The organism is Pelomonas margarita (assembly GCF_043555875.1).
GTDB lineage: Bacteria > Pseudomonadota > Gammaproteobacteria > Burkholderiales > Burkholderiaceae_C > Pelomonas > Pelomonas margarita.
The window spans coordinates 419,175-442,237 of the sequence record NZ_JBIGHW010000002.1; the positions used below are offsets into that span (position 1 = coordinate 419,175).

Below are 23,063 nucleotides of genomic sequence, written 5' to 3' on the forward strand. Positions count from 1 at the left end.
ATGCTCGCGGCATCGAGCCGCGAGCACATCGCCAGCGCGGGCCGGCTTGGGGCGGCCCGGCGCTCGGCCCGCAAACACAAAGAGGTAACAAACCATGAGCAACACGATCCACGGCCTGGCCCTGATCGGCGGCGAGGCCGTGCGCGGCCACGGCGCAGCCTTCCAGGCGTTTGACCCGAGCAAGAACGAAGCGCTGGGCCCGGACTTCCACTCAGTGGACGTCGCCCAGGTCGCCCAGGCCTGCGAACTGGCCAACGCGGCGTTCGACGCTTTCCGCGCCACCAGCGACCACGAGCGCGCCGACTTCCTGGAACTCATCGCCGCGCAGATCCTCGCGCTGGGCGACGACCTCATCGTCCGTGCCATGGCCGAGAGCGGCCTGCCGCGTGCCCGCCTGGAAGGCGAGCGCGGCCGCACGATGAACCAGCTCAAGCTGTTTGCCGAGCTGCTGCGTGAAGGCAGCTGGCAGGACGCCCGCATCGACACCGCCCTGCCCACGCGTACGCCGCCGCGGCCGGACCTGCGCCTGCGCTTCATCGGCGTGGGCCCTGTGGCCGTGTTCGGCGCCAGCAACTTCCCGCTGGCCTTCTCGGTCGCCGGTGGCGACACCGCCGCCGCGCTGGCCGCCGGCTGCCCCGTCGTCGTCAAGGGCCACCCGGCCCACCCCGGAACGTCGGAACTCGTCGGTCGTGCAGTGGCCGAGGCCGTCAAGCTGTCGGGTCTGCCGGCCGGCGTGTTCGCGCTGCTGCCGGGCAACGGCAATGACATCGGCACGGCACTTGTGCAGCACCCGGCCATCCAGGCCGTCGGCTTCACCGGCTCGCGCGCCGGGGGGCTGGCGCTGATGGCCGTGGCCGCCGCGCGCCCGCAGCCCATTCCCGTCTATGCGGAGATGAGCAGCATCAACCCCACCATCCTGCTGCCCGGCGCGCTTCGCCAACGCGGCGCCGAGATCGCCACCGGCTTTGCCGGCTCGTTGACGATGGGCGTGGGCCAGTTCTGCACCAACCCCGGCCTGGTGCTGGGCATCGCCGGGGCCGACTTCGACCGCTTCGCCGTCGCTGCGGCCGAGGCGCTCAAGCCCGTGCCCGCCGCCACCATGCTGACCCCCGGCATTGCTGGCGCCTACCAGCGCGGCGAGGCCGCCCTGGCCGGCCAGCCGCAGGTGGATGCGCTGCTGCGCGGTGAATCCGCCGCCTGCACGGGCGCGCCCAGCCTGTTCAAGACCACCGGCGCGGCCTTCCTGGCCAACCATGCGATGTCCGCCGAGATCTTCGGCCCCACGTCGCTGCTGGTGGCCTGTGAGGATCAAGCCGAGCTGCTGGCCGTCATCGAAGGCCTGGAAGGCCAGCTGACCGCCACGCTGCAACTGCAGGACGACGACGAGGCCGACATCGCCGCCGCGCGCGCGCTGCTGCCCGCGCTGGAGCGCAAGGTCGGCCGCATCCTGGCCAATGGCTTCCCGACCGGCGTCGAAGTGTCGACGGCCATGGTGCACGGCGGCCCCTTCCCGGCCACCAGCGACGGCCGCAGCAGCTCCGTCGGCACGGCCGCCATCCAGCGTTTCCTGCGCCCGGTGAGCTACCAGAACCTGCCGCGCGCGCTGCTGCCGGCGGTGCTGCGCGAGCCCAACGAGCGTGGCGTCTGGCGTCGCCGCGATGGCGCGCTGACCCGGAACTGAAACCCCTCGTCCAGGACCTTGCCCTGGCAGGTTCCCCGAGGGGACGGCGATGCGGGCCGGATTGACTGGCCCGCACATCGCCAAGGCGGGCCTGCTTGGGGCGGCGCCGCACTCGGCCCGAAGAGGCCCGTTAGACAACCAAGGAGACAAAGACATGAAGAAGCAGTTGCTGGCCCTCGCGGCCATGCTGGCGGTGAGCGCAGGTGCGCTGGCCGCCGATATCAAGGTCGTCGTCAGCGCCGACCAGCCGGGACCGGTCATCCACCGCAACATCTATGGCCAGTTCGCCGAGCACCTCGGCACCGGCATCTACGAAGGCATGTGGGTGGGCCCCGAGTCCAAGATCCCCAACGTGCGCGGCTGGCGCAAGGACGTTGTCGCCGCGCTGAAGGACCTCAAGGTGCCGCTGGTGCGCTGGCCCGGCGGCTGCTTTGCCGACGAGTACCACTGGCGTGACGGCATCGGCCCGCGCAACAAGCGCCCGGTCAAGGTCAACACCCACTGGGGCGGCGTGCCCGAGAACAATGCCGTCGGCACGCACGAGTTCTTCGACCTCGTCGAGCAGCTGGGCGCCGAGGCCTACGTGAACGCCAACATGGGCACCGGCACGCCGCAGGAAGCGGCCGAGTGGCTGGAGTACATGACCGGCGAGGGCAATGCCACCATCGTCGAGCAGCGCCGCAAGAACGGCCGCGACAAGCCCTTCCGCGTGCACTACTACGCGCTGGGCAACGAGACCTGGGGCTGCGGCGGCAACATGCGCCCCGAGTACTACGCCGACCTGTACCGCCACTGGGCCACCTTCCTGAAGACGCCGGCCCACAACCGCCCGCTGTTCATCGCCAGCGGCGGCAATGATGTCGACACCACCTGGACCGAGGTGCTGAGCAAGAACGTCAAGCACAACTTCGACGCCATCGCCCACCACGCCTACACCTTCCCCAGCGGCAAGTGGGAAGGCAAGGGCGCGGCCGCCGGCTTCCCCGAGGCTGAGTGGATCTCCATGCTTTCGCAGGTCAAGAAGATCGACGACACGCTGGCCAAAAGCCGCGTCATCCTCGACAAGAACGACCCGGCCAAGAAGCTCGCCATCTACTTCGACGAGTGGGGCAGCTGGTACGACCCCGAGCCCGGCAGCAATCCCGGCTTCCTGGTCCAGCGCAACACGCTGCGTGACGCGCTGCTGGCGGCGCTGCACTTCAACGTGTTCCACAGCCATGCGGAGCGCGTGAAGATGAGCAACGTGGCCCAGATGGTCAATGTGCTGCAGGCCATGATCCTGACCAGCAAGGACAAGCTGGTGCTGACGCCGACCTACCACGCGTTCAAGCTCTACACGCCCTTCCAGGACGCCACCTCGCTGCCCGTCAAGGTCGAGAACAACCCCGTCTACAAGCACGACAAGTTCGAGATGCCGGGCCTGTCCGTGACGGCCGGCCGCGCCAAGGACGGCAAGCTCTACGTGGGCCTGGTGAACGCCAACGCCACGCAGGCGGCCGAGCTGGACCTGCAGGTCGGCGCGGCCGCGCCCAAGACCGTCAAGGGCCAGGTGTTGACGGCAGGCGCCATGGACGCGCAGAACGAGCTGGGCAAGGCCGCGCAGGTCGTGCCGCAGCCCTTCGAGGCAAAGGCCACGGACGGCAAGCTGACGATCAAGCTGCCGGCCAAGTCCATCGTCGTGGTGGCGGTCGAGGGCTGATCGCCAGCCCCTCGGCAAGCACCTCCTGCCGACCCGAAAAGCCTGGGCCCGCCATGTTGTTGGCCCAGGCTTTGCGCTGCGTGCGCGCCCCGCACGGGGCATATCAAAACCAGGATCGACCGCGCCTGCAATGTCATTGGTGCGCCGCAGCGCTGGCCCCTAGGCTGCGCGCGCCAGAACAACCAGACCCGGAGACATTGACATGGCCCTTCACAACCGCCGCGACTTCCTCGCCGGCTCGGCCGCCCTCGCCCTGACCGCCTGTGGCGGTGGTGGCGGTGGCGGTGGCAGCAGCGCAACCACACCGCCCGTCGCGACGCCCCCCGTCGTCACGCCCACGCCGAGCAACCCGACGCAGACGGCGCTGACATTCGGCAACGCTGGGGTGCATGACCCCTCCGTCATCAAGGCCGACGGCACGTTCTACGTCTTCGGCTCCCACCTCGCGGCCGCCAAGACGACGGACCTGATGAACTGGACCAAGATCGGCGACGGCGTCAACAACGCCAACCCCATCTTCGGCAACAAGGTGACGACCGAGCTGGCCGAGGCGCTGGCCTGGGCCAAGACCGACACGCTGTGGGCGCCCGACGTCACCAAGCTGGCCGACGGCAAGTTCTACATGTATTACTGCGCCTGCAAGGGCGACTCGCCGCTGTCGGCGCTTGGCATTGCCGTGGCCGACAAAGTCGACGGACCCTATGTCAACAAGCAGCTGCTGCTGAAGTCCGGCATGGCCGGCGCCAGCGAGGACGGCAGCACCTACAACGCCAACATCCACCCCAACGTCGTCGACCCCTCGGTCTTCCCCGACGCGACGGGCAAGCTGTGGATGATCTACGGCTCGTACTCGGGCGGCATCTTCATCCTGCAGCTCAACGCGACGACCGGCATGCCGCTGGCCGGCCAGGGCTACGGCAAGCACCTGATGGGCGGCAACCATGCGCGCATCGAGGGTGCCTACGTGCTGTACAGCCCGGCGACGAAGTACTACTACCTGTTCGTCTCCTTCGGCGGGCTGGGCGCCGGCACCGACGGCGGCTACAACGTGCGCGTGGCACGCTCGCTGTCGCCAGACGGCCCTTATGTGGACGGCGCCGGCAAGGACATGTCCACCGTGAAGGGCGCCGCCGGCACCTTTTTCGACGACGCCAGCATCACGCCGCACGGCATGAAGCTGATGGGTGCCCACCAGTTCGCCAATGCCAGCGGCGAGACCGGCACGGCACTGGGCTACATCTCGCCTGGCCACAACTCGGCCTACCTGGATGCGGCCACGGGCCAGCTCTTCATGATCTTCCACACGCGCTTCCCCGGCACGGGCGAGGCGCACGAGATCCGCGTGCACGAGATGCACCTGAACGAGGACGGCTGGCCCGTCATCGCACCGCTGCGTTATGCCCCGCTGAGCCTGGCCAGCCCCGCACAGACGGCTGACGTCAGTGCCGCGCAGGCGGCCGGCAGCTACAAGCTGGTCAACCACGGCAAGGACATCGCGGCCGCGGCCAAGGGCTCCATCAACGTGACGTTGAACACCGACGGCACCGTGAGCGGCGGCCTGACCGGCACCTGGACGCACAACGGTGCCAACAAACTCAGCGTGGTGAGCGGCGGCACGACCTATAAGGGCGTACTGTCCCGGCAGTGGAACACCAACGCCAGCGCCTTTGTCGTGAGCTTCAGTGCGCTGTCGGCGGGCGGGGTGTCGCTGTGGGCGATCAGGACGTGAAGCCCCTCGTCCAAGGGGTACCTTGGCCGCTCCCCCGAGGGGACGGCGATGCTTGCGGCATTGAGCCGCAAGCACATCGCCAGAGCGGGCCGGCTTGGGAGCGGCCCGGCGCTCGGCCCGCGAGCTTCATGGGTCGGCTGCTCGCCTCGCTGGCCCTCGTGCTGTGCGCCCATGGCGCCGGCGCGGCGACGCAGCTCTTCCCGCTGGACCGCGTGCGGCTGCAGGACGGCCCCTTCCAGCAGGCCCAGGCCACCAACCTGCAGTACCTGCTGGCGCTGGACGCCGACCGGCTGCTCGCGCCCTTTCTGCGCGAGGCCGGCCTGCCGGCGAAGTCGCCCAGCTACGGCAACTGGGAGTCCACGGGCCTGGACGGCCACATGGGCGGGCACTACCTGTCGGCGCTGGCGCTGATGGTGGCCTCCACCGGCGACGCGCAGGCCCGTCAGCGGCTGGACTACGTCATCGCCGAGCTCAAGCGCTGCCAGGACGCGCTGGGCACCGGCTACCTCGGCGGCATTCCCGACGGCGGCAAGGCCTGGGGCGAGGTCGGCGCTGGCCAGCTCAAGGTCGACAGCTTCTCCGTCAACGGCCGCTGGGTGCCCTGGTACAACGTCCACAAGATGTTCGCGGGCCTGCGCGACGCCTGGGTGCACACCGGCAATACCGACGCCAAGGCCATGCTGGTCAAGCTGTCCGACTGGGCGCTGCGCCTGACCACGCCGCTGACCGACGCGCAGATGCAGGACATGCTGCGGGCCGAGCACGGTGGCATGAACGAGGTGCTGGCTGACGTGGCGCAGATGACCGGCGACCTGCGCTACCTGGCGCTGGCGCGGCGCTTCTCGCACCAGGCCGTGTTGCAGCCGCTCGCCAGTAGCCAGGACAAGCTGACCGGCCTGCACGCCAACACGCAGATCCCCAAGGTCATCGGCTTCGCGCGCATCGCGCAGCTCACCGAGGAGCCCGAAGGCCGCCAGGCGGCCGAGTTCTTCTGGCGCACCGTGGTGGACAAGCGCTCGGTGGCCATCGGCGGCAACAGCGTCAAGGAGCACTTCCACCCCGACACCGACTTCAAGCCCATGCTGAACGAGGTGGAAGGTCCGGAGACCTGCAACAGCTACAACATGCTGAAGCTGACGGCGCTGCTGGCCCAGGCTGCGCCCGAAATCGGCCGCTATGCCGACTACTACGAGCGCACGCTCTACAACCACATCCTCGCGTCCCAGCACCCGCAGGGCGGCTTCGTCTACTTCACCCCCATGCGGCCGCAGCACTACCGCGTCTACTCGCAGGTGCACGAGGGCATGTGGTGCTGCGTGGGCTCCGGCATCGAGAGCCATGCGCGGCATGGCGAGTTCATCTACGCGCACGATGGCGACACGCTGTTCGTCAACCTCTTCGTTGCGTCCACGCTGGACTGGCGCGAGCGTGGCATCCAGCTGACCCAGGCTACCCGCTTCCCGGACGAGTCACGCACGCGGCTGACGGTGGACGGCACGGGCCGCTTCGTGCTGAAGCTGCGCTACCCCGGCTGGGTGGCACCCGGCGCGCTGAAGCTCAAGCTCAACGGCAAGCCGGTGAAGCTGACGGCTCGGCCGGGCACCTTCGTCGAGTTCAACCGCACCTGGCAGCGCGGTGACACCGTCGACGTCGAGCTGCCCATGCGCACGACGCTGGAGCCCATGCCCGGGCTGACGAACTTCGTCGCCGTGCTGCACGGCCCCATCGTGCTGGCCGCCAAGACGCCGCAGCCCGGCGAGACGCTGAACTTCCGTGCCGACGCCTCGCGCATGGGCCACATCGCGCATGGCGCCGTCTGCCCGCAGCAGGCCGCGCCGGTGTTTGTCAGTGACCGGCAGGACTTCCTGCGGCGTTTCCGGCCTGTGCCCGGCCAGCCGCTGACCTTCACCGCGCCCGGCCTCATCCAGGGTCGCCCGGACGCCGACCGCCTGCAGCTCATCCCCTTCTTCCGCCTGCACGATTCCCGCTACATGCTCTATTGGGGCCGCAGCACGCCGGCCCAGCAGAGCCTGCTGCGCGCCGAACTCGCCCAGGCCGAGCAAGCCCGGCTGGCGCTGGATGCGCAGACCATCGACCAGGTCGCCCCCGGCGAGCAGCAGCCCGAGTCCGACCACTTCTTCAAGGGCGAGGGCGCCGAGAACGGCATCGCCCCGGCCGGCCGCTGGCGCCATGCCAGGAAGTGGTTCAGCTATGTGCTGAACGACCCCAAGACCGAGGCCCGCGTGCTGCGCCTGAGCTTCTCCACGCGTGACGCCGGGCGGCGCTTCGCGCTGCAGCTCAACGGCCAGCACGTGGCCGACATCGAGCTCGCCTCGGACGCCAGCCGCGATGAGATCTACACGCGCGACTTCGCGCTGCCCGCCGCGCTGGTGCAGGCTGCCGGCGGGAAGCTGGAGGTCAAGTTCGTCGCCCAGCCCGGCTCCATCGCCGGCGGCTTGTACGGCTTGCGCCTGCTTCGATAACGAATTGGATATCGCCAGGAGCGGAAATGTCATTGCGCTGCATCGCCGCCCTTCCTAGCATCGCGCCACAACCCGGAGACAAACCCATGAAACTCGTTGCCCGCCGCGCGCTGATCGCAGCTGCGTTGTCCCTGCCCGCCTTCGCCGCGCTGGCCGCGCCGTTGACCATGGGCTTCTCCCAGGTGGGCGCCGAGAGCGAATGGCGCACCGCCAACACCGCCTCCATCAAGTCGGCCGCCAAGGAAGCCGGCATCACGCTGAAGTTTGCCGACGCGCAGCAGAAGCAGGAGAACCAGGTCAAGGCCATCCGCAGCTTCATCGCGCAGAAGGTGGACGTGATCGCCTTCTCGCCGGTGGTGGAGAGCGGCTGGGACACGGTGCTGAAGGAAGCGCAGAAGGCCGGCATCCCGGTCATCCTGACCGACCGTGCCGTCAAGGTCAGCGACCCGTCGCTGTACGTCACCTTCATCGGCTCCGACTTCGTCGAGGAAGGCCGCAAGGCCGCGCGCTGGCTGCTGGAGCGTGCCGCCAAGACACCGGGTGCGGCGCTGAACATCGTCGAACTGCAGGGCACCGTGGGTTCGGCCCCGGCCATCGACCGCAAGAAGGGCTTCGAGGAAATCCTCAAGACCAATCCCAAGCTGCAGATCATTCGATCGCAGTCCGGCGAGTTCACGCGCGCCAAGGGCAAGGAGGTGATGGAGTCCTTCCTGAAGCAGCGCGACAAGAAGATCGACGTGCTCTACGCGCACAACGACGACATGGCCATCGGCGCCATCCAGGCCATCGAGGAAGCCGGCCTGAAGCCGGGCAAGGACATCGTCATCATCTCCATCGACGGCGTGCGCGGCGCGTTTGAAGCGATGAAGGCGGGCAAGCTGAACGTGACCGTGGAATGCAACCCGCTGCTGGGCCCGCAGCTGATGCAGCTGGCCAAGGATGTGGTGGCCAAGAAGCCGGTGGACAAGCGCATCACCGTCATCGAAGGTGTGTTCCCGGCTGAGGTGGCGGCGAAAGAGTTGCCGAATCGGAAGTATTGATTCTTGAGTTAGCTCGGTAGTTGTGGGAGCTGCTTGTCGCGTGAGGCCCAGCGGGGAGTTCGCCCCAAACAGCCAAACAGCCTCTTTGTAGGGCGGGTCGCGACCCGCCGGCAACGTCGCCACACGGCCGAATGGCGGGTCTCGACCCGCCCTACGAACTCCCCGCACCACTCTCGGCGCCAACCAAGCGGTGCGCAGACATGACAACAACCACCAAACCCGTGCTGGAACTCGCCGGCATCCACAAGAGCTTCCCCGGCGTCAAGGCGCTCAGCGACGTGTCGCTGCGCCTCTTTCCCGGCGAGGTCCACGCGCTGATGGGCCAGAACGGCGCCGGCAAGTCCACGCTGATCAAGGTGCTCACGGGCCTGTACCAGCCCGACGCCGGCACCATCACGCTCGACGGCCAGGCCATTCAACCGAAGCGCACCGAAGACGCCCAGGCCCACGGCATCCGCACCGTCTACCAGGAGGTCAACCTCTGCCCCAACCTCAGCGTGGCGGAGAACATCTGCGCGGGCCGCTTCCCCCGCAAATGGGGCCGCATCGACTGGGCCGCCGTCAACGCTGACGCCGAGCGCGTGCTGAAGCAGATGGACCTGGACATCGACGTCACGCTGCCGCTGTCGCACTACTCGCTGTCCGTGCAGCAGATGGTCGCTATCGCCCGCGCGCTGCGCATCTCGGCGCGCGTGCTCATCCTGGACGAGCCCACGTCCAGCCTCGACGATGCCGCCGTGCAGCGCCTGTTCACCGTGCTGAAGCGCCTGCGCGACCAGGGCCTGGCCATCCTGTTCGTCACCCACTTCCTGGACCAGACCTACGCCATCTCCGACCGCATCACCGTCATGCGCAACGGCGAGACCGAAGGCGAGTACCTGGCCGCCGACCTGGGCCGCCTGGCGCTGGTCAACAAGATGGTGGGCGCGCCGCCCGACCAGCAGCCCACGCGACTGGACAGCCGCGCCGGTGCCTGCGGCGACACCCTCATGACGGTGGAGGGCCTGGCCCGCAGCGGCGCGCTGCAGCCGTTGGACCTGACGCTGCGACGAGGCGAGGTGCTGGGCCTCGCGGGCCTGCTGGGCTCCGGCCGCACCGAGGCCGCGCGGCTGCTGTTCGGCGCCGATGCGGCCGACGCCGGCCACATCACCCTGCAGGGCCGGGCGCGCCGCTGGCAGTCGCCGCGCGACGCCATCGCCGCCGGCATCGCCTTCTGCTCCGAGGACCGCAAGCACGAGGGCGCCATCCTGGAGCTGTCGGTGCGCGACAACATCCTGCTCGCGCTGCAGGCCCGCACCGGCCTGCGCCTGTGCATGAGCCATGAGCAGCAGCAGGCACTGGCCGACGACTACATCCGCAAGCTGGGCATCAAGACTGCCAGCGCTGACACGCCGATCGGGCAGCTCTCCGGCGGCAACCAGCAAAAGGCGCTGCTCGCGCGCTGGCTGGCCACGCAGCCGGACGTGCTCATCCTGGACGAACCCACGCGCGGCATCGACGTGCGCGCCAAGGAAGACCTGATGGACCTGGTGCGCGCGCTGGCCCATGCCGAGGATGGCCAGGCCGGCATGGCCGTCGTCTTCATTTCCTCCGAACTGCCCGAGGTGCTGCACTGCAGTGACCGCGTGCTCGTGATGCGCGACCGCCGCGCCGCTGGCGAGTACCCGCGCGGTGCGCTGGACGAGCGCAGCGTGCTCGAAGTCATCGCCGCCGAACCGGCGTCCCAGGCCGCCACCGCATGAGTTCCCCGACCGTGACCCTCACCCCTACCCCGTCCAGCGCCGCAGCCGCCCGCCGGCCCTGGCAGCACCCGCTGTTCCGCCCGCTGGCCGCGCTCGCGCTGCTGCTGGCCATCGCCGCCATCAGCGTGCCCGGCTTCCTGCACCTGGAGATCAAGGACGGCCGCCTCTACGGCAACCTCGTCGACATCCTGCACCGCGCCGCGCCGCTGATGCTGGCCGCGCTGGGCATGACGCTGGTCATTGCCACGCGCGGCATCGATGTGTCGGTGGGCGCCATCGTTGCCATTGCCGGCACCGTGGCCTGCGTGCTGGCCGCCAGCCACGGCCTGGCCGTGGCCTTCGGTGCGGCCCTGGGCGCCGCGCTGCTGTGCGGCCTGTGGAACGGCCTGCTGGTGGCCGGTCTGGGCCTGCAGCCCATCATCGCGACGCTGATCCTGATGGTCGCCGGCCGGGGCCTCGCGCAGCTGCTGACCGACGGCCAGATCCTCACCGTCTACGAGCCCGCCAGCTTCTTCTGGCTGGGCGCCGGCTACGTGCTGGGCCTGCCGGTGTCTTTCTACGTCGTCGCCCTTGTCGCGGGCCTCACCGCGCTGCTGATGAAGCGCACCGCGTTGGGCCTGTTCATCCAGACGGTTGGCATCAACCCGGTGGCCGCCCGGCTGGCCGGCGTGCGCACGGCTGCCATCGTGTTCTTCGTCTACGTGTACTGCAGCCTGGGCGCGGGCCTTGCGGGCCTGCTGATCTCGTCCAACATCAAGAGCGCCGACGCCAACAACGCCGGCCTGCTGCTGGAGCTGGATGCCATCCTCGCCGTCACGCTCGGTGGCGGGCAGTTGAACGGTGGCAAGTTCAGCCTGGCTGGCAGCCTCATCGGCGCGCTCATCATCCAGACGCTTACGTCCGCCATCTACGCCCTGGGCGTGCCGCCGCAGGTGACCATGGTCGTCAAGGCCGTCGTCGTGTTCGCCGTCTGCATCTCGCAGTCGTCCATCTGGTCCGCGCGGAGGTCCAAGTGAAGGCCTTGCGTGCGGCGATGGCCGCTCCCTCCTTCACCACCTGGGTCAGCGTCGTGCTGATGCTGCTGCTGTTCGTTGCCGGTGCGACCAGCTACACCGGCTTCGGCTCCATGCAGGTGGTGCTGAACCTGCTCATCGACAACGCCTTCCTGCTCGTCATCGCGGTGGGCATGAGCTTCGTCATCCTGTCCGGCGGCATCGACCTGTCGGTGGGCTCGGTGCTGGCGCTGACCACCATGGTCGCGGCCTGGCTGCTGCAGGTTGCGCAGTGGCCGCCGGCGCTGGTCATCGCGGTCGTGCTGCTGGGCGGTGCGCTGTTCGGCGCCCTGCAAGGCCTGGTCATCCACGTGTTCAAGCTGCAGGCCTTCATCGTCACGCTGGCCGGCATGTTTCTGGCGCGCGGGCTGTGCTTCCTCATCAGCGTGGACAGCATCACCATCGATGCGCCGCTGTTCGTGAGTCTGTCGCAGACGCAGATCCCGCTGCTGGGCGACGCCTTCCTGTCGCCCGGCGCGGTGATCGCACTGGCGGTGCTGGGCGCGGGGCTGTGGATCGCGCATTGCACCGCTTTCGGCCGCACCGTCTACGCGCTGGGCGGCAACGAGACCTCGGCGCTGATGATGGGCCTGGCCGTGGGCCGCACCAAGGTGGCCGTGTACGGCCTCAGCGGCTTCTGCGCATCGCTGGCCGGCCTGCTGTTTGCGTTTTACATGCTCAGCGGCTACGGCCAGCACGGCCAGGGCGTGGAGTTGGACGCGATCGCCGCCGTCGTCATCGGGGGCACCGTGCTGACCGGCGGTTATGGCTACGTGGCCGGCGCGCTGTCGGGCGTGCTGGTGCTGGGCCTGATCCAGACGCTGATCGCCTTCGACGGCACGCTCAGCTCCTGGTGGACCAAGATCGTCATCGGCGTGCTGCTGTTCGTGTTCTGCGCCGTGCAACGGCTGCTGTCTTTGAAGAAAGCCCAACACTGATGTTCAAGAAGCTCCTGCTGGCCGCTGCGCTGACGTGCGGCGCGGCGCACGCCGCCACCAACCCGTTGTTTGCCCCTCTCTACACGGCCGACCCGGCCGTGCTGGTGGACGGCGGCCGCGTCTACCTGTTCACCGGCCGCGACGAGGCCCAGCCCGGCGGCAAGGACTTCGTCATGCACGAGTGGCGCGTGTTCTCCAGCTGCGACATGGTGACCTGGCAGGACCATGGCGTGCCGCTGAACGTGAAGACCTTCGCCTGGGCCAAGGCCCGCGCCTGGGCGTCCGACATCGTCAAGCGCGACGGCAAGTACTGGTTCTACTCGACGGTGGAGCACGCCACGGTGCCAGGTTTTGCTGTCGGCGTGGCGGTGTCTGATTCACCGACCGGCCCGTTCAAGGACGCACGCGGCTCGGCGCTCATCACCAACGATATGACCACCCAGACCGACATCGCCTGGGACGACATCGACCCCGGCGTGTTCCTGGACGACGACGGCCAGGCGTACCTGTATTGGGGCAACACGGTGCTGAAGTACGCCAAGCTCAAGGCCAACATGACCGAGCTGGACGGGCCCATCCAGGTGCTGCCGGTGAAGGACTTCGTCGAGGCACCCTATCTGCACAAGCGCAAGGTGGGCGGCAAGGCCATGTACTACCTCAGCTACTCGGAGTTCTTTCCCGAGCAGACGGCCTACCTGACCGGGCCGTCACCGACGGGCCCCTGGACGCCGCGCGGCGTCATCATGGCCAAGAACCTGAAGACGCCCACCATCCACCAGGCCATCTTCGACTTCAACGGCAAGAGCTATATCGCGTATCACAACGCCGAGCTGCCGGGCGGCGGAGAGTACCGGCGGTCGGTGGCGATCGAGGAGTTCGAGTACCGTGAGGACGGGACGATGCCATTCATTCCGCAGACGAAGACGGGGCCGAGGGCGAATCCTTCGGCGGCTTGCAAGCGCTGATGCGTTGTCGGGTTGTCTGCGGGTAGCAGGCGTTTGCCCGTTGCATTGCCGGGAGTCCCGCCCGGCGGCGGGGTAACTTTCTTCTGCGGGGCCAGAAGAAAGTCACCAAAGAAGAGGCCCTGAACCGCACACGAGCGTCACGGCACCATGAGTGGCGCGCGAAAACGCACAAGGGCATTCCGGGCAGACGCGACGCTTGCGTAGGCGAATGGGGTGAGCATTGCGAACCCCAGCGTCTGCGCTTCGGGAACGTTGGGGTTCACTTCGTTCACCCCAACCCTACGAGCTGCATCAGCCCCATTTGGTGAACCATAGGCAACCATGCGCTGTGCCCAGGGACGGAAAGCGGTGCCTCTTTACGTCGGCGATGGTCTCCGCATCAAACAGTTTCGGGGGGCTCGATGCCACCATCTCCACCCGGGTAACAACACCGCCCTCGACGTCGTAGCGCGTCAGCCCCCATCCATAGGGGTGCGGGTTGATCTTGGGTGCTGGAACGACTTCGTCAGATGGACCCAACGCGGCGCACTCGGCACTCTGAAGCTGTTGGGGAGGCTCTGGCAGCACCGGCGCCCGCGCGGGCTTTGTCGCGCAGCCCGCTACAAGGATTGCCGAACCGAAACCAAGCAGTGCAAGACAACGCATCGCATCCTTCCGAGAGAAGTCAAGGTTGTTGAGCCCGTGGGCAGGCTACCAGTTCGGTAGGCTGGCGTGAGCTTGCCAAACCCCAGCGGGCATTGCGCGCCTAGCAATCGGCAAACATGGCCCTGCGCACGTCGCACGCGTCGCCCGAGCGACGCTGACTTCATATCCCTGATGAGCCCGGCGTGCAGCCGGCGTTAAGCGGCCTAAAGGGCCGATGAGGCGGGCTCGTCACAGGGACAGCCGCGAGAGCGCAGCGGGTCGCGTCGGGGCGTCCGTCGAGCGTGTGTTTTCGCGCGACGCTCATGGCGCCGTGACGCTCGTGTGCGGTTCAGGGCCTCTTCTTTGGTGACTTTCTTCTGGCCCCGCAGAAGAAAGTTACCCCGCCGCCGGGCGGGACTCCCGGCAATCTCCCGATGAGCAGTGCGCCCCGAAAAAGCATCCAACCCAAGCTGAAAACCAAGGCGCCCGCCCGCTTACGCTTCACTCCATGCGCCACCTCACCTTAGCCTTCACCGACAGCTCCGACGACATCCTCACGCTGGAAGCGATGGCGTCCACGCGGGAGGCTGGCCATGCGGCGGTCATGGCGGAGGTCGACAGCGTGCTGGCCTGGGCGCAGGCCGAGTTTGGCGGCCGGCACGGGCCCGTGGAGGACGGCCACGCCTGGGACCACGAACTGCTGGTGCAGCACGAAGACGGCGGGTGGATCACCGTCACGCTGACTTTCAGCGCGTCAGCCGAGTTCGCGGACGCCTTTCAGGCGCGGTTCGGCATGGTCGACGACGACTGAGCCTGCCCGGCGGCCGCGCCGCGCGTGGCGTCCTACTCGAACAGATGCCCCAGGTCGTGGTGCCCCATGGACTCGGCCTTGGTGCGCAGGTACTTCTCGTTCTCGGGGCCTGGGCGCGTGAGCGAGGCCTCGCGCTCCACGACTTCGATGCCGAACTCGGCCAGCGCGGCCATCTTGAGCGGGTTGTTGGTCAGCAGCCGGATGCGCTGCACGCCCAGGGCGCGCAGCATGCAGGCGGCGGCGTCGTAGCGGCGCGCGTCGATGGGAAGGCCTAGAGCGGCGTTGGCCTCGATGGTGTCGGCCCCGGCGTCCTGCTCGGCATAGGCGCGCAGCTTCTGCACCAGGCCGATGCCCCGGCCCTCGTGGCCGCGCATGTAGACGATGGCGCCACGCCCCACGGCGGCAATGCGCTTCATCGCGCTTTCCAGCTGCGGCCGGCAGTCGCAGCGCAGCGAGCCGAACACCTCACCCGTCATGCACTCGGAGTGCACGCGCACCAGCGGCGGCTCGTCGCCAGGCTGGCCGACGAGGTCGCCGATGCTCAGGACCACGTGCTCCTGGCCGCCGTCGCCTTCGCGGAAGCCGTGGATGGCGAACTCGCCAAACGGCGTGGGCAGGCGGGTGGAGACGATGCGTTCGATGTTCATCATGATGGGGCGCGTCAAGGGGGCATTGTCGCTGCGCGCGGGAAAACCCGTGCCGGACGCGGCAGACTCCCGCCTTCCACCCACGCCGCAACCCAGGAGACCCTGCCCATGTCCAAGACCGTCCACTTCCCGCGCCCCGATGGCGCCACCGTTTCTGGCTACCTCGCCGAGGCCGCTCAGCCGGTGGGCGCGGTGGTCGTCATCCAGGAGTGGTGGGGCCTGAACGACCAGATCCGTGGCGTGGCTGACCGCTTCGCCCGGGCCGGCTTCACGGCGCTGGTGCCCGACCTGTACCGCGGCCAGAGCACCGTGGAGGCCGAGGAGGCGCACCACCTGATGTCGGGCCTGGACTTCGGCCAGGCCGCCGCGCAGGACGTGCGCGGCGCCGTGGCCTACCTGAAGGGACTGGCCCTGGGCGGCGGCAAGGTGGGCGTCACCGGCTACTGCATGGGCGGCGCGCTGACGGTGCTGGCGTCCACGCTGGTGCCCGAGGCGGACGCGGCGGTGGTCTGGTACGGCATGCCGCCGCTGGAATTCGTGGACGCCAGCCAGATCCGCATCCCGCTGCAGGCGCACTGGGCCACGCAGGACGAGTTCTTCAAGATCGACGGCGTGGATGCGCTCGAGGCCAAGCTGGCCGAGGCCGGTGTGGCCTACGAGGGCCACCGCTACCTGGCCCACCATGCGTTTGCCAACGAGACGGCCCAGGGCCCGGGCCGGCTGCCGCAGACGCAGTACGACGCTGCCTGGGCCCAGCTGGCCTGGGACCGCACGATGCGCTTCCTGGGCCGCCAACTGGGCTGACGGCGGCTCAGCCGGCCGGCCGCGTGCGCAGCGCGGCGAGCTGGGCCAGCGTGTCGTGCAGCAGATCGTCCACCAGCGCCAGCACGCGGTCGCGTTCCAGCCGCATCGGCTCCGGGCCGTCGTCGGTCAGCAGCCGGTGAAAAGGCAGCACGAGCGGGGCGACCTCCATCGGGCCGCGCGGGCCCTCGGGCAAGCCGCCCTGCGGTGTGGGCGGTCGGTCGGTGAGGTCCAGCATCGTGCCCACCATGCGCACGGCGCGGCCCTCGGTGCTGCGCTCGATGACGCGGCCGCGCGACTGCACCAGCCGGTAGCCCGAGCCATTGCTGCGCAGCCGGAAGCTGGCCTCGTAGCGGGGCTGGGCGCCGCCGATGTGCTCGCGCATGCCCGCCATCATGGCGCTCAGGTCCGACGGGTGGACGCGGCAGCGCCAGAAATGCGTGCTGTCGGCGCGCTCGGGCTCGGGGAAGCCCAGCCGCAGCTTCCAGTGCGGGGAGTGGTGGACGGTTTCCAGGTCCAGCCGCAGGTCCCAGACGCCCAGCTCACCAGTTGCAAGGGCCCGCCGCCAGCGCAGCCAGGCCGGTTGATGCCGCATGTCCATGGTGTCGATTGTGGGGCGTCCGCCGCCCGGTTCAGATCGGCAAGGCGTTGGTCGCCTTCACCTCCTCCATGACCGCATAGGTGCGCGTCTCGCGCACGCCGGGAAGCGTCCAGATCACGCTGCCGATGAACTCGCGGTAGGCGCTCATGTCGCGCACGCGGGTCTTGAGCAGGTAGTCGAAGCCGCCGGCCACCAGGTGGCACTCCAGGATCTCGGGCCGCGCCTGCACGGCCGCCTTGAAGGTGTCCATCACGTCCTGCACCGTGCGGTCCAAGTGCACCTCGATGAACACCAACATGGCCGCGCCCAGCTTGGCCGGGTTCAGCCGCGCCTCGTAGCCCAGGATGTAGCCGTCGCGGGTCAGCCGCTTCACGCGCTCCAGCACGGCCGTGGGCGACAGGTGCACTTCTTCCGCCAGCTTCAGGTTGGAGATGCGCCCATCGGCCTGCAGCACGCGCAAGATGCGTGCGTCGATCTTGTCGAGTCGGGTTTCGTCCGTCATCTGGATTTTCTTCAGCGAATCATTCGATCATCAGCGATTAATTCTAGAACCCGCTGAATACATTGCTGATCTCACCAGGAGCCAGCCATGACTAAGTTTGTCGCGCCCATCGAGCAACCCCGCCTGCCCGAACCCTACCGGGCCGAGGTGCCCGTCGTGCAGGCGCTGGCTGAACGTGTCGGCGTCGCGCTGCGCTGGCCGGGCGTTATCGAGATGGCCTCGCCCTGGGTGGAACAAGTGCGCAAACACCCGGCGCCGTTCTGGGCGATGGAGTCGCTGCTGCGCGAGTACCCCATCACCAGCGCCGAGGGCCTGGCCCTGATGCGCCTGGCCGAGGCGCTGCTGCGCGTGCCCGATGCGCCCACCGCGATCGCGCTGACCGCCGACCAGCTGGGCCGCGCCGACTTTGACGGCGCCAGCGACGGCAGCCCGCACAAGATGCTGGCCGCGCTGTCGGCCTCGGCCATCTCCATGTCCAAGCGCTTCCTGCCGGGCGCCGAGGACGAAGGCGGCCTGTTCAAGCGCCTGGGCGCGCAGACCGTGGTGGCCGCCACCGTGCGTGCCATCCAGTTGCTGGGCCGCCAGTTCGTTCTGGGCCGCAACATCCAGGAGGCGATGGGCGAGGCCAGCGACGCGCGCAAGGCCCAGGCCAACCTGCGCTTCAGCTACGACATGCTGGGCGAAGGTGCCCGCACCGAGCACGACGCCGAGCGCTACCAGGCCGCCTACGTCAACGCCATTCGCGCGCTCGGCGCCGGCCGCCGCGCCGAGAGCCCCGAGGGTTCGGACGGCATCTCCATCAAGCTCAGCGCGCTGTTCAGTCGCTACGAGGTGCTGCAGCGCGAGCGCGTGTTCGCCGAGCTACTGCCGCGCGTGTGGCAGCTCATAGCGCTGGCCGCCCAGGCCAACATCAACCTCACCATCGACGCCGAGGAGGTCGACCGCCTGGAGTTGTCGCTGGACGTGCTGGACACGCTGGCCGCACGCATCGCGCTGGAGTTCCCCGAGTGGCGCGGCTTCGGCCTGGCGGTGCAGGCCTACCAGACCCGCGCGCTGGCCGTCGTCGACGAAGTTGCCGCCATCGCCCGCAAGCACGGCCTGCGCTTCATGGTGCGGCTGGTCAAGGGCGCCTACTGGGACGGCGAGATCAAGCGCGCGCAGGAGCTGGGCCTGGCCGCCTACCCGGTGTTCACGCACAAGCAGCACACCGACGTGAGCTATCTGGCCTGCGCCCGCGCGCTGATTCAGCACGCCGACGTCATCTACCCGCAGTTCGCCAGCCACAACGCCGGCACCATCGCGGCCATCGTTCAGATGGCCCGTGCCGCTGGCGCCGCCTTCGAGATGCAGCGCCTGCACGGCATGGGCGAAGGGGTGTACCGCGAGTTCTCGCGGCACTCCCCTTCGGGGGCAACGTCACCCACTCCCCCCGCTCAAGCGGGGAGCCTGAGCACCCATGACGTTCCGGTGCGTGTCTACGCGCCCGTCGGCGAGCACCGCGACCTGCTGGCCTACCTCGTGCGCCGGCTGCTGGAGAACGGCGCCAACTCCTCCTTCGTGCACCAGCTGGCCGACCCGACTGTGCAGGTGCCCGAGCTGCTGGGCTCGCCGCTGGCCGACATCCGCGCCGCCAGTGCCCTGCCGCTGCCGCCGGCGCTCTATCTGGACGCCAACGGTCACGGCCGCGCCAACTCCACCGGCGCCGACCTCACCGCCCCCGCCCAGCGCGCGCCGCTGCAGGCCGCGCTGGACACGGTGCAGGTCGCTGCCGTGCCCGAGGCCGGCGCCGCGGACGTCGACGCCGCCATGCAGCGCCTGCACGCCGGCTTCCCCGCGTGGAACGCCACGCCCGTCGCCCAGCGCGCCGCCATGCTGCGCCGCGCCGCTGTTGCGTTGGACGCGCGCCTGGCCGAGTTCTGCGCGCTGCTCGTCAAGGAGGCGTTCAAGACCCAGGCCGACTGCGTCGCCGAAGTGCGCGAGGCCGTCGACTTCCTGCGCTACTACGCCGACCAGGCCGAAGCCGATGAGGCCGACATGCGCGGCCGCGGCGTGTTCGTCTGCATCAGCCCATGGAACTTCCCGCTGGCCATCTTTGCGGGCCAGGTGGTCGCCGCGCTGGTGGCCGGCAACACCGTGGCCGCCAAGCCCGCCGAGCAGACGCCCTTCGTCGCGCTGAAGATGGTCGAGCTGCTGCACGCCGCCGGCGTGCCGGCCGACGCGCTGGCGCTGCTGCACGGTGCGGGCGAGACCGTCGGCGCTGGCCTCGTGGCCCATGCGCACACGGCGGGCGTCTGCTTCACCGGCTCCACGGCCGTCGCGCAGATCATCCACAAGGCGCTGGCCGCCAAGCCCAACTCGCCGCTGCCGCTGATTGCCGAGACCGGCGGCCTGAACGCCATGGTGGTGGACTCCACCGCGCTGCCCGAGCAGGTCATCGACGCCGTCGTGCAGAGTGCCTTCCGCTCCGCCGGACAGCGCTGCTCGGCGCTGCGCCTGCTGTGCGTGCAGTCCAGCATCGCCGATGGCGTCATCGAGATGCTCAAGGGCGCGCTCGAACAGCTGCACGTGGGCCAGCCCGCGCGGCTGGCCACCGACGTCGGCCCCGTCATCGACGACGAGGCCCACGCCCACATCACCCGCCATGTCGAGCGCCTCAAGCGCGAGGCCACGCTCATCGCCGAGGCGCCCGTGGCCGAGCCGCTGCCGCGCCAGATCCCGCCAGTGGCTTTCGAGCTGCGCCGCATCGCCGACCTGGGTGAAGAGATCTTCGGCCCGGTGCTGCACGTGGTGCGCTTCGACGGCTCGCCCGATGAGGTCATCGCCGAGATCAACGCGCTGGGCTACGGCCTGACGCTTGGCATCCAGACGCGCATCGACAGCCGCGCCGAGCGCCTGGCCGACGCCGCCCGCATCGGCAACGTCTACGTGAACCGCAACATCATCGGCGCCGTGGTGGGTGTGCAGCCCTTTGGCGGCGAAGGACTGTCCGGCACCGGCCCCAAGGCCGGCGGCCCCGACTACCTGCACCGCTTCTGCGCCGAGCCGCAGCTGGACACCACCGCGTCGCCGCTGCCCCCGCTGCATCTGGGCAGCCACCCCGCGCCGCTGGCCGTGGCGGCCGACGCCACCTGGCGCGACACCCCGTTGGCCCAGCGCATCGCCACGCTGCGCCGCGCCGCCGACGCGTTGGACGCGGCCAGCGCCCTCGCGCTGCGCGGCCTGTTCACGGCGGCCCAGGCACAGTTCGCCGACATCGAGCTACCCGGCCCCACCGGTGAGCGCAACACGCTGCGCCACCATGCTCGCGGCGCCTTCCTCGTGTTGGGCCGTGGCGACGCTGGCCTCGCCGCCGTCGTCAGCGCGCTGCTGGCTGGCAACAGCGCACTGTGGCTGGGGGGCGACGAGCGAGCGCGCCAGGCGCTGCTGCGCGCCGGCCTGCCCGCCAACGCGCTGACGCTGCCGCCCGACACCGCGCTGCCCGGCCTGCTGGTGGCGCCGGCCCTGGCCGGCGTGGCCCTGGCCTCGTCAGACGCCGACGCCGCCCACACGCTGGCCCAGGCGCTCGCCGGCCGGCCGGGCGCCATCCTGCCGCTGATCACGGCGGCCGGCCATGTGCGCCAGCTCTACCGCTTCACGGCCGAGCAGACGCTCACCGTCAACACGGCGGCGGCCGGCGGCAACGCGGCGCTGCTGGCCGGCGGGCACTGAGAAGGTGAGAGCTCTTCATCCATGTTCGGCATAGCCCGAGCCGTGGCTGTGGTTTGCACCTAGATCAAGGGCGTTATGCCGCGCCTTTCGGGCACGGCCGAAAAATTCTCGGCACTCCGAGCGGCCACGCGCCCGGCAGGCCGGGCTCTCGTCAGTAGAAGCCTTCGCGGCGCCCATAGCGCGCGGCACGCTCGGCGTCGTAGCCTGCCGCGTCGAAGCCCTCGCCCTGGATGGCGCGGTGCACCTCGCCGCCCGTGGGCAGCAGCGCCGGATCGATGAAGCGGGCTGGATCCCAGAAGTGGGACCGCAGGAATGCCTTTGAGCACTGCGTGTAGGCCTCCTCGATGTCCACCAGCAGGCCCAGGCGCGGGGCCTTGCCCTCCAGCGTTCCGGGGGCGAGCAATGCGGTGTCGGTGGTGATCACGGCGCGGCCGTTCACGCGGAAGCTGTCGGTGGCGCCAGGGATGATGAAGAGCAGCCCCACGCGCGGGTTGGTGAGCACATTGCGCAGGGAGTCGGCGATGCGGTTGCCGGGGCGCTCGGGCATCAGCAGCGTGCGGTCGTCCAGGATGCGCACGAAGCCGGCCGGGTCGCCGCGCGGGCTGACGTCACAGCGCCCGGTGGCGTCGCTGGTGGCCAGGCATACCAGTGGCGCACGCTCGATGAACACGCGTGTCACGGCGTTCAGCCGATCAGTGATCTTGGCGCAGGTCAGCGGCGCAGGCTCGCCGATCAGCGCGCGCAGCTGCGCCTCGGTGTGGATGAGGTCGGCGCTCAGGCGGTGCGGTGTGGTCATGGTGCAGCGGATGCGCTGGTGGCGTGGCAGCTGGGACGGGCGACCGCCCGCAACACTGCGGGCGCAATCAGCCGGTGCATGGGCGTGACGGGCAGCATGTAGACGCGGCCGAGCAGGTTGTGCACGCGGACGACAGTGGTCAGCGAGACGAGCGTGGCGCCGCCCGCCGGCGGCGGCGTCAGGTGGACAGACAGCGTCACGTCCAGATGCCTGTCGCGGTCGCCCAGCAGCACCTCGCCGGGCGTGTTCTCGAACAGCGTGAAGATGCCGACGCGGTCACCGGGCCGGTAGTCGGCCTCGGCCTTGTGGCGCGGCAGCTGCTCCAGCCCGCCCAGGTCCTTCAGTCCGAACAGCGACACGACGCGGTTGCGCAGCGCCATGCAGGCCGATACCCAGCGCGGTGTCTGGCCTGCGGCCTTCAGGAACTGGCCCAGCGCCGTGAGGCCGGGGCTGCCTGCCGGAACGGCCCAAGCGTCATGGAAGTCACAGCCGGGGATGAGCTTCTCGATGAGGCTGTCCGGCGGGGCGATGGTCTCTCGGGGCGCTGGCTGCATGACATGGGTTCCGTGGTGTGCCCTGATCCTAGAGGTTGTGACGCAGGGTCGACCGGCGAAGCCACGTCCTCAAATGCGTTCTTGCCGACGTCGTGTTCCTGCGCCACGATGGCCGCCGGCGCCTGTCGGCAAGGCGCGCAGGAGGACTGCCATGTTTCCGTGGTTCTGGTTGTGGGCGCCGCAGCTGCAGCTGCCCTTCAGCGGTGATGTGACGCAGGACATCGAGCCCCGGCTCGACGTCTTCTTCCGCGGCATCAAGCCCGGCGCAGGCGATGCGCGCATCGAAGCCCTGGCGTTTGACGTCGCCAGCTACGGCGATCAGCTGGGCGTCATCACCCAGCTGCTGCTGGACTGGGCCGAGCGGCTGCCGGCCGAGGTGCAGGTGGCGTCCAGGCCGCTGGAGGAGCTGCGCGCCATCCACGCCGCCATCCAGGCCATCAAGGACGTGGAGCGCCTGCGCCGCCGCGCCTGAGCCACTGCCCGGCGCGACAATCCGCGTCGTGAGCGACACGCCTGATCCCATGCCGCTGCCGCCGCCGCCGCCGGACTTCGACGCCTGCTGCGGCAACGGCTGCGACCCCTGCATCTTCGACCTGCACGACCTGGCCATGGACGAGTACCGCCGCGCGCTGCGCGCCTGGCGCGAGCGGTATCCCGAGGCGGCCGCCTAGGGTTCACGGCCGAGGCGGG

The 23,063-nt window shown here is 69.3% G+C and carries 19 protein-coding genes; 14 read left to right on the top strand and 5 right to left on the bottom strand.

The window, feature by feature from the left end:
* Positions 1 to 94: 94 nt before the first annotated feature.
* The 10 genes from ACG0Z3_RS05500 to ACG0Z3_RS05545 all read left to right on the top strand — a co-directional run bounded on the left by ACG0Z3_RS05500 (position 95) and on the right by ACG0Z3_RS05545 (position 14,764).
* Positions 95 to 1,681: an aldehyde dehydrogenase (NADP(+)) gene (locus ACG0Z3_RS05500; RefSeq protein WP_394396057.1), complete on the top strand. Its 1,587-nt coding sequence runs from the start codon at positions 95 to 97 to the stop codon at positions 1,679 to 1,681.
* Positions 1,682 to 1,835: 154 nt separating this feature from the next.
* On the top strand, positions 1,836 to 3,380 hold the full coding sequence (locus ACG0Z3_RS05505) for an alpha-N-arabinofuranosidase (protein WP_394396059.1): 1,545 nt from the start codon (positions 1,836 to 1,838) through the stop codon (positions 3,378 to 3,380).
* Positions 3,381 to 3,582: 202 nt separating this feature from the next.
* A complete protein-coding gene (locus tag ACG0Z3_RS05510) occupies positions 3,583 to 5,109 on the top strand; it encodes a glycoside hydrolase family 43 protein (protein ID WP_394396061.1) in 1,527 nt (508 codons plus the stop codon).
* A 128-nt stretch (positions 5,110 to 5,237) separates the two neighbouring features.
* Positions 5,238 to 7,592 (top strand): beta-L-arabinofuranosidase domain-containing protein, encoded by a 2,355-nt coding sequence (locus ACG0Z3_RS05515; RefSeq protein ID WP_394396062.1) that lies wholly within the window; start codon positions 5,238 to 5,240, stop codon positions 7,590 to 7,592.
* A gap of 86 nt (positions 7,593 to 7,678) precedes the next feature.
* A complete protein-coding gene (locus ACG0Z3_RS05520; RefSeq protein WP_394396065.1) occupies positions 7,679 to 8,632 on the top strand; it encodes an ABC transporter substrate-binding protein in 954 nt (317 codons plus the stop codon).
* Between the two features lie 200 nt (positions 8,633 to 8,832).
* Positions 8,833 to 10,374 carry a sugar ABC transporter ATP-binding protein gene (locus ACG0Z3_RS05525; protein ID WP_394396067.1) on the top strand — a complete coding sequence of 514 codons (1,542 nt, stop codon included), beginning with the start codon at positions 8,833 to 8,835 and terminating at the stop codon, positions 10,372 to 10,374.
* A complete protein-coding gene (locus ACG0Z3_RS05530; RefSeq protein ID WP_394396069.1) occupies positions 10,371 to 11,390 on the top strand; it encodes an ABC transporter permease in 1,020 nt (339 codons plus the stop codon). The genes ACG0Z3_RS05525 and ACG0Z3_RS05530 overlap by 4 nt, the downstream gene beginning before the upstream one ends.
* Positions 11,391 to 11,407: 17 nt before the next feature.
* On the top strand, positions 11,408 to 12,364 hold the full coding sequence (gene yjfF / locus ACG0Z3_RS05535; RefSeq protein WP_394396072.1) for a galactofuranose ABC transporter, permease protein YjfF: 957 nt from the start codon (positions 11,408 to 11,410) through the stop codon (positions 12,362 to 12,364).
* Positions 12,364 to 13,329: a glycoside hydrolase family 43 protein gene (locus ACG0Z3_RS05540; protein ID WP_394396073.1), complete on the top strand. Its 966-nt coding sequence runs from the start codon at positions 12,364 to 12,366 to the stop codon at positions 13,327 to 13,329. The genes yjfF and ACG0Z3_RS05540 overlap by 1 nt, the downstream gene beginning before the upstream one ends.
* A 1,132-nt stretch (positions 13,330 to 14,461) precedes the next feature.
* Positions 14,462 to 14,764 (top strand): hypothetical protein, encoded by a 303-nt coding sequence (locus ACG0Z3_RS05545; protein ID WP_394396074.1) that lies wholly within the window; start codon positions 14,462 to 14,464, stop codon positions 14,762 to 14,764.
* Positions 14,765 to 14,796: 32 nt separating this feature from the next.
* Here ACG0Z3_RS05545 and ribA read toward each other — a convergent pair whose 3' ends face one another.
* A complete protein-coding gene (gene ribA / locus ACG0Z3_RS05550; RefSeq protein WP_394396255.1) occupies positions 14,797 to 15,414 on the bottom strand; it encodes a GTP cyclohydrolase II in 618 nt (205 codons plus the stop codon).
* Positions 15,415 to 15,519: 105 nt separating this feature from the next.
* Between ribA and ACG0Z3_RS05555 the strand changes: the two genes are divergently transcribed.
* Positions 15,520 to 16,215, top strand: a complete 696-nt coding sequence (locus tag ACG0Z3_RS05555) for a dienelactone hydrolase family protein (RefSeq protein WP_394396075.1) — start codon at positions 15,520 to 15,522, stop codon at positions 16,213 to 16,215.
* Between the two features lie 7 nt (positions 16,216 to 16,222).
* Here ACG0Z3_RS05555 and ACG0Z3_RS05560 read toward each other — a convergent pair whose 3' ends face one another.
* A complete protein-coding gene (locus ACG0Z3_RS05560; RefSeq protein ID WP_394396076.1) occupies positions 16,223 to 16,813 on the bottom strand; it encodes a PAS domain-containing protein in 591 nt (196 codons plus the stop codon).
* A 31-nt stretch (positions 16,814 to 16,844) separates the two neighbouring features.
* Entirely contained in the window at positions 16,845 to 17,315 is a 471-nt protein-coding gene (locus ACG0Z3_RS05565) for an Lrp/AsnC ligand binding domain-containing protein (RefSeq protein ID WP_394396078.1), read from the bottom strand.
* Positions 17,316 to 17,402: 87 nt separating this feature from the next.
* Here ACG0Z3_RS05565 and ACG0Z3_RS05570 point away from each other — a divergent pair, with 87 nt between their 5' ends.
* A complete protein-coding gene (locus tag ACG0Z3_RS05570) occupies positions 17,403 to 21,023 on the top strand; it encodes an L-glutamate gamma-semialdehyde dehydrogenase (RefSeq protein WP_394396080.1) in 3,621 nt (1,206 codons plus the stop codon).
* A 151-nt stretch (positions 21,024 to 21,174) separates the two neighbouring features.
* Here ACG0Z3_RS05570 and ACG0Z3_RS05575 read toward each other — a convergent pair whose 3' ends face one another.
* Entirely contained in the window at positions 21,175 to 21,819 is a 645-nt protein-coding gene (locus ACG0Z3_RS05575) for an MSMEG_1061 family FMN-dependent PPOX-type flavoprotein (RefSeq protein WP_394396081.1), read from the bottom strand.
* On the bottom strand, positions 21,816 to 22,373 hold the full coding sequence (locus ACG0Z3_RS05580) for a DUF2867 domain-containing protein (RefSeq protein ID WP_394396083.1): 558 nt from the start codon (positions 22,371 to 22,373) through the stop codon (positions 21,816 to 21,818). The genes ACG0Z3_RS05575 and ACG0Z3_RS05580 overlap by 4 nt, the downstream gene beginning before the upstream one ends.
* A gap of 151 nt (positions 22,374 to 22,524) precedes the next feature.
* On the opposite strand from ACG0Z3_RS05580, the gene ACG0Z3_RS05585 reads away from it, so the two are divergent.
* Both ACG0Z3_RS05585 and ACG0Z3_RS05590 read left to right on the top strand, forming a co-directional pair.
* Positions 22,525 to 22,845 (top strand): hypothetical protein, encoded by a 321-nt coding sequence (locus tag ACG0Z3_RS05585; protein WP_394396084.1) that lies wholly within the window; start codon positions 22,525 to 22,527, stop codon positions 22,843 to 22,845.
* Positions 22,846 to 22,873: 28 nt separating this feature from the next.
* Positions 22,874 to 23,044: an oxidoreductase-like domain-containing protein gene (locus ACG0Z3_RS05590; protein WP_394396085.1), complete on the top strand. Its 171-nt coding sequence runs from the start codon at positions 22,874 to 22,876 to the stop codon at positions 23,042 to 23,044.
* The last annotated feature ends 19 nt before the right edge of the window (positions 23,045 to 23,063 follow it).